14 protein-coding genes are annotated in these 14,050 nt (G+C 43.8%); 7 read left to right on the top strand and 7 right to left on the bottom strand.

The window, feature by feature from the left end; genetic code table 11:
- Positions 1-116 precede the first annotated feature (116 nt).
- Positions 117-347: a hypothetical protein gene (locus tag NST22_RS18370; RefSeq protein WP_003228059.1), complete on the bottom strand. Its 231-nt coding sequence runs from the start codon at positions 345-347 to the stop codon at positions 117-119.
- A 217-nt stretch (positions 348-564) separates the two neighbouring features.
- Between NST22_RS18370 and yvlA the strand changes: the two genes are divergently transcribed.
- From yvlA to NST22_RS18350, 4 genes are read left to right on the top strand one after another with little or no spacing between them, the layout of a single operon-like run.
- Complete coding sequence (gene yvlA / locus NST22_RS18365) at positions 565-891, top strand: protein YvlA (RefSeq protein WP_003244375.1); 327 nt, start codon at positions 565-567, stop codon at positions 889-891.
- Positions 892-915: 24 nt separating this feature from the next.
- Positions 916-2,013: a DUF4097 family beta strand repeat-containing protein gene (locus NST22_RS18360; protein WP_003228061.1), complete on the top strand. Its 1,098-nt coding sequence runs from the start codon at positions 916-918 to the stop codon at positions 2,011-2,013.
- A gap of 4 nt (positions 2,014-2,017) precedes the next feature.
- Positions 2,018-2,215 (top strand): PspC domain-containing protein, encoded by a 198-nt coding sequence (locus tag NST22_RS18355; RefSeq protein ID WP_003228065.1) that lies wholly within the window; start codon positions 2,018-2,020, stop codon positions 2,213-2,215.
- Between the two features lies 1 nt (position 2,216).
- Positions 2,217-2,576 carry a phage holin family protein gene (locus NST22_RS18350; protein WP_003228066.1) on the top strand — a complete coding sequence of 120 codons (360 nt, stop codon included), beginning with the start codon at positions 2,217-2,219 and terminating at the stop codon, positions 2,574-2,576.
- A 27-nt stretch (positions 2,577-2,603) separates the two neighbouring features.
- On the opposite strand, the gene NST22_RS18345 is transcribed toward NST22_RS18350, so the two are convergent.
- Complete coding sequence (locus NST22_RS18345) at positions 2,604-3,815, bottom strand: MFS transporter (protein WP_003228068.1); 1,212 nt, start codon at positions 3,813-3,815, stop codon at positions 2,604-2,606.
- A gap of 20 nt (positions 3,816-3,835) precedes the next feature.
- Complete coding sequence (gene pchR, locus NST22_RS18340) at positions 3,836-4,345, bottom strand: pulcherriminic acid biosynthesis transcriptional regulator PchR (RefSeq protein WP_003228073.1); 510 nt, start codon at positions 4,343-4,345, stop codon at positions 3,836-3,838.
- 425 nt (positions 4,346-4,770) lie between these two features.
- Here pchR and pchC point away from each other — a divergent pair, with 425 nt between their 5' ends.
- A complete protein-coding gene (gene pchC, locus NST22_RS18335; protein ID WP_003242712.1) occupies positions 4,771-5,517 on the top strand; it encodes a cyclo(L-leucyl-L-leucyl) synthase in 747 nt (248 codons plus the stop codon).
- A 15-nt stretch (positions 5,518-5,532) separates the two neighbouring features.
- On the top strand, positions 5,533-6,750 hold the full coding sequence (gene cypX, locus NST22_RS18330; RefSeq protein WP_003244436.1) for a pulcherriminic acid synthase: 1,218 nt from the start codon (positions 5,533-5,535) through the stop codon (positions 6,748-6,750).
- 40 nt (positions 6,751-6,790) lie between these two features.
- Here the strand turns inward: cypX and NST22_RS18325 are convergent, their stop codons facing one another.
- Positions 6,791-7,264 carry a MarR family transcriptional regulator gene (locus tag NST22_RS18325; RefSeq protein WP_003228083.1) on the bottom strand — a complete coding sequence of 158 codons (474 nt, stop codon included), beginning with the start codon at positions 7,262-7,264 and terminating at the stop codon, positions 6,791-6,793.
- A 164-nt stretch (positions 7,265-7,428) separates the two neighbouring features.
- Between NST22_RS18325 and NST22_RS18320 the strand changes: the two genes are divergently transcribed.
- A complete protein-coding gene (locus NST22_RS18320; RefSeq protein WP_003228085.1) occupies positions 7,429-11,298 on the top strand; it encodes a metallophosphoesterase in 3,870 nt (1,289 codons plus the stop codon).
- 19 nt (positions 11,299-11,317) lie between these two features.
- Here the strand turns inward: NST22_RS18320 and nagR are convergent, their stop codons facing one another.
- Genes nagR through nagA form a run of 3 tightly spaced genes read right to left on the bottom strand, consistent with a single transcriptional unit; the run spans position 11,318 to position 13,982 of the window.
- Complete coding sequence (gene nagR, locus NST22_RS18315) at positions 11,318-12,049, bottom strand: N-acetylglucosamine utilization transcriptional regulator NagR (protein ID WP_003228089.1); 732 nt, start codon at positions 12,047-12,049, stop codon at positions 11,318-11,320.
- 17 nt (positions 12,050-12,066) lie between these two features.
- Complete coding sequence (gene nagB / locus NST22_RS18310; RefSeq protein ID WP_003228092.1) at positions 12,067-12,795, bottom strand: glucosamine-6-phosphate deaminase; 729 nt, start codon at positions 12,793-12,795, stop codon at positions 12,067-12,069.
- Positions 12,792-13,982: an N-acetylglucosamine-6-phosphate deacetylase gene (gene nagA / locus NST22_RS18305; protein ID WP_003243413.1), complete on the bottom strand. Its 1,191-nt coding sequence runs from the start codon at positions 13,980-13,982 to the stop codon at positions 12,792-12,794. Before nagA ends, nagB begins: the two co-directional genes overlap by 4 nt.
- Positions 13,983-14,050: the final 68 nt, after the last annotated feature.

Below are 14,050 nucleotides of genomic sequence, written 5' to 3'. Positions count from 1 at the left end.
ACAATCATTTTGTGACAGCCAGGGAATCACTTGTTTTTTCAAAACAAAAAAGGCAAGATATTGTCATCTAACCTTTAGCTTTGTTTCAGTTATAATGAATGATATGTTTTCCGCAATTACAAAGTCTTCTTATACAGCTGCTTACTTACACTCATTAAATCTTGAACAATATGTGTGTTGCTGCTGTCGAGCAGCACTTTTATATATTGGATATCGTGAGAGATCGGGAAGGGTCCGTGAATCTGCTCAAGCTCGGTGATCATTTCACGATTCATTCTTTTTTGTTCCTGAATCAGCTTTAACACTGATTCTTGTGTTACTGTATAGTCACTGGGATCTTTCTCCATTGCTTGTCCAGCCTCCTTGGTTGCCGTAAGCTTTTTACATATTGTAATCGGTATAGCCGGAAGATTCTACTTCTAAAACTTTTTAAAATCCAATTTCCGTAAATCGGAGCATGTCTAAAGAATGAATTTGAAACCTGAAGAGATTTTAAACGTATAAATAAGTAAAACGTCCCTGATCTTTTGTCATGGACAATTCACAATAGGAGTGTGGAATGAATTGAACCGTAATCAAGCTATTATTGCATCACTTTGTTATTTCAGTGTGTTCATTGCGCCAATCATTGTGCCGATTGTCGCATATTTTGTTGTAAATGAGAAAGAAACAAAACGCCATGCGATACGCTCTCTTATTTCTCACATTGTTCCGTTTGTCGGCTGGCTGTTCCTTTTTATTGCTTTACTTGGCGGAGCCGTTGCGATTGATGGAGACAGCTTGCTTCCTGTATTTGTAATCATCGGGGGAGCGGTTATTTATTTCTTAGTTGTCATTGGCATTATCATTTGGAATGTGATTCAGGGCATTAAGGTCCTGCGTGCAGCATAAGTAGACAATGGGGAGGAGATCGTAATGAAGCAAGAAAAGGAACGAATCCTTAAGCTTGTTGAGGAAGGAAAGCTTACAGCACAAGAAGCTTTGACACTGATTGAAAAGCTTGACAGCGACTACAAGGAAAAAGAAGAGAAAATCACAGCGCTCTCAGTTCACGTTCATGACGAGGAAGAGCCATTTACAACGGCAAAAAAAGAAAGCGGCAAACCGTCTTTAGGAGCCAAGCTGTTTGACTGGATTGATTCTGCTGTGAAAAAGGTCAAGGAAGTTGACCTTGATTTAAACTTTGGCCATGCGTATGATGTTCAGCACATTTTTCAATTTAAAGATACTGACTTTTCCAGTGTTGAGCTGCAAATTGCCAATGGCAGCGTAAATATCGTCCCTTGGGAAGATGACGATATCAGAGCGGAATGCCAGGCGAAGGTATATCGCGCTGACAGCCAGGATGCGGCGAGACACGCATTTCTTCAGCATATTGAATGTGAAATCAAAGGTAATAAGTTTTTTATCCGTACTGAGAAAAAGACGATGAAAACGAATGTCACTTTGTATATTCCTCAGAAGGAGTATGATAAGATTCGGGTGAAGCTGTTTAACGGTCCAGTCAGAGGGGAACATTTACATGTAAAAGAGTTCTCAGCGAAAACGACAAACGGCGTGCTGTCGTTCTCGTATTTAACAGCCGAAAAAGCCATAGCTGAAACGGCCAACGGGCAAATTAAGCTCGCAAGCCACAGCTGCGGTACGATAGAAGCGGAAACCATTAACGGATTGATCGATCTCCGAGGGAAAAGCGAATCCATTGACGTTCAAAGCTTTAACGGAAATATTGCGATTAACGTAACAGAATCAGACTGCCGCTCCATTTATGCAAAAACAACGACTGGAAATGTAGAGCTTGCAATTCCGGACGATCTCGCAGTGAAGGCAGAGCTGAAAAGCAATCTTGGTACGCTGTCCCATGAATTAATGGATGTAGAGATGCTGAAGGAAAAAAATGATACGATTCAAAAAGAAATGATGTTCACTTCAAATCAGGCACATGATCAAAACATCACCGTCTTCTCAGAATCACTAACAGGCGCCATCAAACTAAAGTACTCACAGAGGTGATCGAATGAATAAGCTTTATCGCTCAGAAAAAAATAAGAAAATCGCCGGTGTTATCGGAGGTCTCGCGGAATATTTCAATTGGGACGCATCACTCCTCAGAGTCATAACTGTCATCTTAGCCATTATGACAAGTGTCTTGCCGGTTTTGCTCATTTATATCATTTGGATTTTTATCGTCCCGTCAGAAAGGGATATGAAATGACATGGTAAAATGGGCAGTCAGCATTTTAGTCAATGCATTGTTATTAATCGTCATTGATGGATATATTGACTCCATCCATATCAGCAGCATTGGGGCAGCGATTATCGCCAGCCTCATTTTATCGATCTTAAACGTGCTGATTAAACCGCTTTTAATTATATTTACACTGCCGGTCACCATGGTGACGCTTGGACTCTTCTTGTTTGTGATTAACGCCATCACGCTTATGATGACCGCGTCCATTATGGGTGACAGCTTTCAAATCGACGGCTTCGGCACAGCGATATGGGCATCCGTTATCCTGTCGGTCTTCCATTTGCTGATTCAAAAAGGCATTTTAGAGCCGCTTAGAAAAAAATAAAAAAAGCTGCCCGCAAAGGCAGCTTTTTTACATGTGGTGCTTTTTTTGTTTCGTGCGCTTCTGCGGCGAAAACATTGGCGGAAGAAGGCAAAAGCTCAATGCGGCAAATCCAAGGCCTAGGAGGCTAAAGGACATGGCAGACGGCATCATTGTGAGCAAGTAGGCAGATACCATCGGACCTGCTGCCATGCCTGTATATCGGATAAAGTTAAACATTCCGATTGCACTCCCTCTGTTGTGCTCAAATTCATTAGTAATCATTGTAGAGTACAAGGGAGGAATAACCCCCATCGAGATGCCAAACAGTGCCAGCGTCAGAGCCATGAGAACGAGAGAAACGGAATGTGTAACAGCAAATAAAATGATGCTGCAGGCGGCAATCACATTGCTTCCGATAAACAAGGTGTGCAGCCCGATTTTTGCCTGTATTCTTTTAAACAGAAACGTACCTGCAATCGTGCTCAGCGCCAGCGGCAAATATAACAGTCCTGCTATACCCACATCTATATGGTAATGCTCTGTCAGCAATATTGGGAGGTAGACAATTACTGCAAAATAAATGAAAAAGAGAACAAAACTTAAAGTCAAAATGACGTTCCCTGTTCGATTTGTAAATATTGATTTATAATGAGCGAACACATTGCCTTTGGCTTGCTGCATAGATTCAGTTGGAGAATCTTTAGGAAAGGTGATGCTGTTTGTCACCAGCAAAACGATAGAGATGGCCGCAAGTATCCAAAAAATCCCTTCGTATCCGGCTGCTCCGCCTATGAATCCTCCTAGAACTGGAGCAATAGCCGGTGCGACAGACAGGAGCATTTGATACGTTCCCATTGCACTCCCGCGTTCATTTCCTGTAAACAGCTGTCCGATCGTTGTGGCAGCAATAAGAGGCAGTGCTGCGGAACCGGCTGCCTGTATCATTCTGAATATCAGAAACAAGGTAAAGTCAGTAGTCACCGCACAGCCGATGCTGGCTGCTGCCGTTGCCAGAATACCGGTAATCAAGACGATCCGAGCGCCTTTAAAATCAATGATCGCTCCTAATATAATTTGCATTATTGCTGTCACAATCATAAAAACTGAGACTGACAGGTTCACCATAGCTGTGGAAACATGGAATGATTCTTTAATGATCGGAAGAATAGGTGAATAAATGTTCTGGCTTAAAGATGCAAAAAATGCACTGAAGCAAACAGTGTATAAGATCAATACTGCCTTTGATTTTGTATGAGCCAAAGTGTACACCGCCTTTTTGTTTACTTTACAGGTTTGTCTGGAGTCCCATCGGTTTGTTCTGCTTCAAGTGTTGACGTCAACTGCTCTAGAAACTTCAATACAGCCTTTTGTTCTTCTTGTGAAAATGAATCGAGGAATTGGTAAAAAGCCAGCTCCTTTTTTTTATGCAGTTTCTCATGTAAGTCGAAAATCCGTCTGCCTTTACGGGTTAATTTAAAATAAACTTCTTTTTTGTTATCTGTCAGCTGATAGCTGTTAATGAATTCTTCCTTGATCAGTTTTGTGCTGATTTTCGTTACATTCGCTTTCGATAAGTTCATTTTTCTGGCAATTCCGGCATTATTAATGGGTTCATGCTGGCCGATGCAGTCAATGACGTGAATGCTTGTCATATTTTTGGGAATTTCAGCTACATCCTCTTCTGCGGCCTCCTTAAAAAATTGCTGAAGTGAAGTGTTCGCTTTTTGTTCATTAAGGTGCAGCAGTCTCACGTATATGTCGTATATCATCTGTTTTGTCAAATCAGACATAGGCTACCTTCTTTCTTAGGAATAATAGTTTACGATGAAACAATAAAACAAATCGTTTACTGGTGAACAATTTTATTTTATCTTTTCTTGTTTTCGTTGTCAATTGTTGGTGTTTAGACTATTTGTTGATATGTCATGCTGAATATGCGTGTAAAAAGTGTGTGGAAAATGTGATGTTTACATTTATTTTCAAATATTTGGGCACAGATCATATTGACGTTTGGAAGGAAAAGGGATAAAATGACTAATGTTTACTAGTAAACATTTATCATGATATGGGTATTGAAAATGATTATTAAAATCTTAAAAAACATTTGGAAACTTTAAGTGATGCCTGCCATTCGTCTTGTTCAGTTGTTCTAGCTATTCCATCTTGTATTTGAGGGTGATGACTTAAAGCGGGATAAGTTTTAGGGGTGAATGAGATGACCGGAATGGTAACGGAAAGAAGGTCTGTGCATTTTATTGCTGAGGCATTAACAGAAAACTGCAGAGAAATATTTGAACGGCGCAGGCATGTTTTGGTGGGGATCAGCCCATTTAACAGCAGGTTTTCAGAGGATTATATTTACAGATTAATTGGATGGGCGAAAGCTCAATTTAAAAGCGTTTCAGTTTTACTTGCAGGGCATGAGGCGGCTAATCTTCTAGAAGCGCTTGGAACTCCGAGAGGAAAGGCTGAACGAAAAGTAAGGAAAGAGGTATCACGAAACAGGAGATTTGCAGAAAGAGCCCTTGTGGCTCATGGCGGGGATCCGAAGGCGATTCATACATTTTCTGATTTTATAGATAACAAAGCCTACCAGCTGTTGAGACAAGAAGTTGAACATGCATTTTTTGAGCAGCCTCATTTTCGACATGCTTGTTTGGACATGTCTCGTGAAGCGATAATCGGGCGTGCGCGGGGCGTCAGTTTGATGATGGAAGAAGTCAGTGAGGATATGCTGAATTTGGCTGTGGAATATGTCATAGCTGAGCTGCCGTTTTTTATCGGAGCTCCGGATATTTTAGAGGTGGAAGAGACACTCCTTGCTTATCATCGTCCGTGGAAGCTGGGTGAGAAGATCAGTAACCATGAATTTTCTATTTGTATGCGGCCGAATCAAGGGTATCTCATTGTACAGGAAATGGCGCAGATGCTTTCTGAGAAACGGATCACATCTGAAGGATGATAGGGGGAGTAAAACATGAGCCAATCGATTAAATTGTTTAGTGTGCTTTCTGATCAATTTCAAAACAATCCATATGCTTATTTTTCACAACTGCGGGAGGAAGATCCGGTTCATTATGAAGAGTCGATAGACAGTTATTTTATCAGCCGCTATCATGATGTCCGCTATATCCTTCAGCATCCGGATATCTTCACGACGAAATCACTTGTTGAGCGTGCCGAACCAGTCATGCGAGGCCCTGTGCTGGCCCAAATGCATGGAAAAGAACACTCTGCCAAAAGAAGAATTGTAGTGAGAAGCTTTATCGGTGACGCACTGGATCATCTGTCTCCATTGATTAAACAAAATGCAGAAAACTTGTTAGCGCCTTATCTTGAAAGAGGGAAAAGTGATCTCGTCAATGATTTTGGAAAGACGTTTGCGGTGTGCGTCACGATGGACATGCTCGGGCTGGATAAAAGAGACCATGAAAAAATCTCTGAGTGGCACAGCGGAGTTGCCGATTTTATCACGAGTATCTCTCAATCTCCTGAAGCGCGGGCACATTCGTTATGGTGCAGCGAACAGCTTTCCCAATACTTGATGCCGGTCATTAAAGAACGTCGCGTCAATCCGGGATCAGATTTAATTTCGATCCTATGTACTTCTGAATATGAAGGCATGGCGCTGTCGGACAAGGATATACTCGCACTGATTCTTAATGTGCTGTTAGCCGCAACGGAACCGGCTGATAAGACGCTGGCACTGATGATCTACCATTTGCTCAACAATCCTGAGCAGATGAATGATGTTTTGGCTGACCGTTCGTTAGTTCCGAGAGCCATTGCGGAGACATTGCGTTATAAACCGCCGGTTCAGCTGATTCCGCGGCAGCTGTCCCAAGATACAGTGGTCGGCGGTATGGAAATCAAAAAAGATACGATTGTTTTTTGTATGATCGGTGCGGCTAACCGGGACCCTGAAGCATTTGAACAGCCTGACGTGTTTAATATTCATCGGGAAGATCTTGGTATCAAGAGCGCTTTTAGCGGCGCCGCCCGGCATCTCGCTTTCGGATCCGGCATTCATAACTGTGTAGGAGCAGCTTTTGCCAAAAACGAAATCGAAATTGTAGCTAATATTGTGCTGGATAAGATGCGGAATATCAGATTAGAGGAAGATTTTTGTTATGCTGAGTCCGGTCTGTATACACGCGGACCTGTTTCACTTCTCGTTGCGTTTGACGGGGCATAATAGAATTCCAAAGGTCTCTCCCATGCGGGTGAGACTCTTTTTACATATATTTGATCCACAAGTTGAAAAACGCAGTCACTGTTTTTAAATCATCAATTGAAAATTCATTGAAAAGCTGTTTATATTGCTCCTTTGCTTTCTCATGAAGCTGTTCATGTAATGCCGCCAATTTTCTGCCGCTATCAGTTAGCGTATAAAAAATTTCTTTTTTGTTGCCAGGCTTTTTTGTCACTGTAATGATATTGTGTTTCAACAAAGCATGAACCGCTTTTGAAACAGCGGCTTTTGAGATGTGTAAACGGGATGCTAAGAAGCTGTTGTTCACATTTTGGCTGGTATGTATGCAGGAAACAATGTGAAGCTGGGTCAAAGTCCAGTCTTTTTTGAGGTGATCGTGATGTTGTGAGGATATGCCAATGGATGGTATCTGCACCTTTTGCCAGACGCGTTTATCCCTTTTTAATGCGAATTGTTGTATAGCTTGAAATAATTCATCATGAATGCTGTTGTCCATCAATTTGCCTCTCTGATTTAATTGTTAACTGGTTAACTATCCTTAGTTTACTGGGTAATAGTGGAATTTTCAAGAGACAGACGTTTTTTTGTTCTTTATGCACAAAAATGAACTCATAAGCTTCCCTGTTCAGACGCAAAATACATGAAAAGGGAGGTGCTTTGATGAGGAAATACACGGTTATTGCTTCTATATTACTGTCTTTTCTTTCCGTTTTGTCTGGCGGCCATCATGAATCGAAAGCTTTTCCTGTTGTACAGCAGGAACTATTTCAAACGCCTCATTACATACCCTTGCTTGAAAATCCTCCTCAAATTGATGTGAAAGCTGAAATGAGAAGCAATCTAATGATTGAGGCTCAAGTTCGCGATAATTCGTATCAAGCATTTTCCGCCTTTCTTTTTTATAAACAAAGTAATGAGCTGGGCTACAAAATGGTGCCGATGGACCCGACCCCCGGAGCGGTCCGCAAGTTTTTGGCACAAATTCCGAAACGTTTGATTTGGAACAGCGAGCTTGAGTATTACATTGTGATGTCGAATGGGAAGCAGCGGGTTGAGTCGGAGACGAAGAAACTGAAGCTTGAAGGATACCAGGCTGACCTTGCCCATATTCCGGAGCTTCTGATCACAGAGCTGGCGGTTGATACGAAGAATATAGGACGCGCAGACGGTTATGAATTTATTGAGATTTTTAATACGACTGACAGAACGATTGATTTTAAAGACTACCATATCCGTTACCGCTACCCAAAAGAAGGGCCTGACTCCGATCTGATTTGGAGACCTGATGAAAGGATCTTGATACCATCCGGCGAAACGTTTGTCGTCTGGCTGAAGCCTGCCGGGCATCCAGAATTGACGTCAGCGGATTTCAATCGTTATTATCAGACACAACTAAAAGAAGGAAAAAATCTTGCGGTGATAGACGAGACAGAGGGTATGGCCAATACGAGGCCGCGGGCCGTTGTGATATCAACGAATACAGGAAAGGACATTTCGGTTGCGCATTATCGGAAACATGCGCTGCGCCGGCTGTCATCAGTGCTTTATAAGTATCCACTGAACGGAACAGCAGAACTTCTGAACATTTCAATCGGGGAAAAGAATCCGTCTCCCGGAACCGTATTACAGGCACAGGTGCCCGACCAGAAACGGAAAATCAAGCTCGATAAAGAAAAGCCGGTCATTGAGGATTTGACTGACCGCAAGCCTGTCCGCCCTGCTGAAAGCATTGAGCTGCGGGCTGACATACGGGACCGAAGCCTAGTGAAAACAGTGGCCTTTTACTACCGGACGGATGAGAACAAACCGTTTAAGCGAATTCTTGCTGAAAAAGACCGCAACGATAATCTCTTCCATTATATTGTGTATTCGCCTGAATTGATCGGGAAGGATCAGCTAGAGTATTATGTGGCGGCCGGGGACGGGATCAATGAAGCGAGAACGCCGGTCAAAATGATTGATATTAAACAAACAAGCAAGGCGCACGGTCTGCGGATGAATATTGAAAACAGAGACACGCTGTCGGGAACTCAATTTCTCAAAGCCACGACAGAAGGGCGAGCTGACAGCATTAAGCTATGGATTGACGGGAAAAAACAAGTGACAGAGCCCGCGATGGAAAAAGAAGTATATTTTGCATTCGATACGAGGAAAACGAACCTTTATTTTAAAAACGCGGTAACGATGGAAGGCAAAGTGCTGAAGGTGTTCGATGATACAACAAATAAATACCGCACCTATTCTGTTCCATTGCCAGAGACACTGCTTCGGAAAGGGAAGCAGCTGCAGCGTATTACGATACGTTCAGGTTCGAAGGTGTCTCCGTTTGATACGGCTGAAAACCGTGATGACTTCTTAGTCAAAAACGCCCGATTGGTGTTATCGGATGGAACGGTGATCAGAGATCAGAGGGTGTCTCCTGAGAAGGAACTCTTTATTGGCGATAATCAGCGCTCGAATAAAAGCTGGCAATTTCAGTTCAATCTGCCTGACGGACTATTTACATCACAGCTGCTGGAGTGGGATACATCAAAGCTTTCTGAAGGCGCTCACCATATTCAAGCAAGCGACGGGAAGGAAAATGTCAGCCTGGTTGTACGGGTAGATAATTCAGGACCTCACATTGAGCCGAATATCACCGAGGGGCAAACGTATAAAGGAAACCTTATCCTGCAGGCGGATATGTATGATAAATGGAGCAGAATTGAGGAAGCGGAGGCGTCGTTAGATGGAGAAAGCATTACACTCCCATATCATACGTCATCTTCTGACCTTTTGCCGGGAAAACATTCTCTAAAAGTGACAGCAACGGATCTCGCGGGCAATAAAACAGTGATTGAGAGGATATTTAAAACCGAACGAGAGCATCCGGACCAGCCGGAGGTTATAGACAGCGAAGCCGACACGCATAAGGCCAAGCTTTCTGTACGGGTGAAAGATCCGACGAATGATGCCATGGATGTTGGTTTTTATAGGGGATTTCAATATACAGCGCGCAATCATGTGAAAATATTTAAGCACGCGTCACTGACTGAACCGCCGAAAAGCTTTGTGCCGGAAAGGGAGACCCCATTTACGAATAAAGAATTGGAGCGGGTATCAGCTGCTGATGGAAAAACAGTATCGACAGAAAACAAAGAGCTTTTCCCTTATCATCGCTTTGAAGTGACGGTTGATCCATCAATTGATGAGAATGATCTGGCAGAATCAGTCTGGAAGGGCAGTTCTTTGCCGGGGAGAAAGGTGACGATGTATGCTTGGAATTATCGGACAAACGAATGGCAGCCTGTTGACAGCTTCGTCGCGAAGGATGACAAACCGTTTACGCTGAAAGCGTCTGTGATTGCCGCCGATTTTGTACGGGAGTCGAAAATGAATGTGATTGTACAGGATGAAATTCCTCCTGCGAAGGATATGTACACATTTGTCTGGATGTCTGATACACAGTATTACGCCGAAAGCTATCCGCATATTTTTGATAAACAGACCGAATGGATAAAAGATAATCAAAAGCAGCTCAATATCAAATATGTGTTCCACACGGGTGATATTGTAGATGATTCCGCCGATATCAGACAGTGGAAAAACGCTGATCGGTCAATGTCCGTTCTGGATAAGAGCGGAATTCCTTACGGCGTGCTGGCCGGCAATCACGATGTCGGACATAAGGACGGCTCCTACAGGGCGTTTGGCAAATATTTTGGCAGCGATCGTTTTGATAAAAAATTTCATTATGGCGGTTCCTATAAAAATAACCGCGGACATTATGACCTGATTTCTAGCAACGGCAATGATTATATCATGCTGTACATGGGATGGGGCATTACGGATGAAGACATCGCGTGGATGAATCAGGTGCTGAAGAAGCATCCTGACCGGATGGCCATTTTAGCTTTTCATGAGTATTTGCTGGTCAGCGGAAACAGAAGCCCAATCGGAGAGAAAATATTCAAAGAAATCGTAAAGCCGAACCCGAATGTCGTGATGGTGTTGAGCGGGCATTATCATAGTGCGATGAGAAAAACAGATGAGCTGGATGATGATGGTGATGGGAAACCGGATCGTCTTGTGCATCAAATGCTGGCCGATTATCAGGGCGGGCCAGAAGGCGGCCAAGGGTATTTGCGTTTGCTTCAATTTGACCAAGCCAATGACATGGTGCACGTATCGACGTACTCTCCGTATGTAAAGGATAAGAACTACTATGATACGGATACCTATGGCAACAAGGATGAATTTTCCCTTTCGCTTGATTTGAAGCCAAGAATCAAAAAGGTGGAAACCGATTATTTTGAATGTAACGTATATACCAATGAAGAGCTCGGAAAACGGGAGCAAGTGAAGAGCGGGGACACAGCTGAATTCCGCTGGGATCATCTTGAACCGCAGTCTGTTTATTATTGGTACATTATAGTGGAAGACAGTTTTAACGGCAAAACGAAATCACCGATCTGGAAGTTCAAGACGAAAAAAGAAACATATCGTCCGGCACCAGACCAGTTTGATTTTCGCCATGTCTCCAATCCTTAAAAAGGGTTGGAGGCTTTTTTTATGAAAGACGATCCATATAGTGGACAAATGTATAACGGTCGCCTCTGTATACGGATTTTGCATGCTCAAAAGCAGTTCCGTTCTGCAGATATGTTGTTCGTTTAATTAATAGGACAGGCGCTCCCTTTTGAATACCAAGAATATTCGCTTCTTCCGTGGTGGCAGCGCTTGGCTCAAGCTCCTGTTTTGCACGGGAAATCGGTATGCTGTTGTACCTTTCAATATGATCATAGATCGACGACTGAAAATGCGATTCGTTCAATTCACCCGCAAGCTCAAACGGAATATGTGAGGACTCAATCGCCATCGGAATATCATTTGCCAGCCGCACCCGAGTGATTTTATGGATAGAGGAGGGGTGCCCGCAGCCTAATATAGCCGCGAGCTCCTCAGTTGAATCAATAAGCTGATAATCAATGAGCCTGCTGCCCGGTGTCATCCCGCGGCTTTTCATATCCTCGGTAAAGCTTGTCAGCCCTTGAAGTGCTTGTTCCATTTTTGGCTTGCTGACAAAGGTGCCCCGCCCTTTCAGGCGATAGAGCAAGCCTTCATTAACTAAATTAGAAAGCGCCTGGCGAACTGTCATCCGGCTGATCCCGAATTGTTCGGCATATTCGCGCTCAGAAGGAAGAGGCATATCCGGCTGCAGCTCTCCGTTCTTAATTTGGGTTTTTAATTGCTCCATAATCTGATAGTAAATCGGAATAGGCGATTGTTTATTGATATTCATAAGTCAGCATGTTCCTTTCAAGGTCTTAATGACGCGGCTTCACGATCAATCAAAACCGTAACATCGGAATGCAGGTGCAAAGCAGATGCGGGAAAATCTTCGCTTATGTTTCCTTCTAACAGCTTACGAACAGCTTCCGCTTTGCTTTTTCCAGAAATAAGCAGCAGAATGCGCTTGCTTGAGAGTATCGTTTGAATTCCCATTGTCAGTGCTTTTTTCGGCACGCTGTCTATGGAGGGAAAATATCTGGCATTCGCTTGGCGGGTTTGCTCATTTAATGTCACAACATGAGTTCGCGACTTGAAAGACGTTCCCGGTTCGTTAAAGCCGATGTGTCCGTTTCGGCCGATGCCGAGAAGCTGAATGTCAGTGTCGCCGAGGGAATCGACTAGCTGTTCATACCGTCTGCATTCGGCCTCCAAATCGTCTGCATTTCCATTCGGAATAAAATGCCGGCTAGGCTTGCTGTCGATATGCTGAAAAAAACGGTCGTTCATATAGAAGTGATAGCTGTTCGGGTCATCGCTTGAAAGTCCGGCGTACTCATCCAAATTAACTGTAGTGATGTTTTGAAATGAGAGATTCTCAGTTTGGTGCAGGCGGATCAGCTGGCGATACGTGCCTTCCGGTGTGCCGCCCGTCGCTAAACCGAGAACAGCATCAGGTTTTTCTTTGATTGTATCTGCCGTTATTCTGGCTGCTATTTGGCTTAGCTCTTCATACGTTTGACATTCCATTACTTTCATATCTGGTCAGCCTCCTTGGATATAAATGCAATGTTTCCGCGGCAAATGGTGAGAATCACCTCGCAATCACTGCTGACAATCACCAAATCTGCATCTTTTCCCACAGTCACACTGCCTTTTCGGTCAAAGATGCCCAGCTGTTTGGCCGCGTTTTCAGAAGTTATATTAGCTATATCCGTCCAAGAGCAATTTGTAAACTCACGCATATGCCGTGCGCCTTCGTTCATTTTGAGGATCGAACCGGCAAGGGTTCCGTCTGAAAGAAGTGCTGTTCGTCCTCTTACCGTCACACTTTGGCCGCCGAACTCATATACGCCGTCTTTCAGTCCTTTTGCCCTCATGGAATCGGTAATTAAAATGAGCTTGCTGCTGCCTTTCGCCAAAAAAGCAAGCTTTGCAGCTAAAGGATGGGAGTGAATGCCATCGGCGATAAGCTCTGTCACAAACCCATCATGGGCCAGCGCCGTTCCGATCACTCCGGGCTCTCGGTGATGAAACGGGCTCATCGCGTTGTACAGATGAGTCATATGGCTCGCCCCTGCTTTTGCGGCATCCGACAGCAATGCGGAATCGGCATCCGTGTGCCCCATGGATGCGATAATCGATTCGTCTTTCAAATGGCGGATCAGTTCAAAATGCTGATCCTCCTCCGGCGCAAGTGTAACAATTTTGATCAGTCCGCCCGCCTCCTGCTGCCACTTTTTGAAAAGCTCAACATCCGAAGGCCTAATCCACTCCTTTGGCTGCGCTCCGGCTCTTTTAGGCGAAACAAAGGGGCCCTCTAAATGAATGCCGAGCAGTTCTGCACCTAATAAAGAGGACTCTTCAGCCGCTTTCCACTCTCTTGCGTTCACCAAAGCTTGAGAAATGTTCCCATGCTCTTGGGTAATCGTTGTGGCTAAAAAGCTCGTCGTGCCTTCTTCGGGCAGTCTTGACGACATGATGTCGAGCGTGGAAAAGCTAGCATCCATTGTATCTGCGCCATAGCCGCCGTGGATATGAATGTCAATCATGCCGGGAAGCAAAACGGAATCCGCAGGTGCTTGAATCTCTTTTGAATATGGCTCCTTGGGCCGTTCTGTTGAAACTGTGCTGATTTTTCCGTCATTGATTCCGACATAGCCGTTTTTGATTACTTCATTTTCTGTCACGATCGCAATGTCTTTGATAAGAAGACTCTCTGCCATAGATGATCCGCCTTTCTGGAATTTGAATACCTTTATTTTACTCTTTTTCAGACTAGTGATCTAGACCA

Origin of the sequence: Bacillus sp. PS237 (assembly GCF_037963345.1) — a bacterium.
Classification (GTDB): domain Bacteria; phylum Bacillota; class Bacilli; order Bacillales; family Bacillaceae; genus Bacillus; species Bacillus subtilis.
The sequence above is the reverse complement of the archived record's forward strand: the minus strand, read 5'-3'. Positions and strand labels throughout refer to the sequence as shown.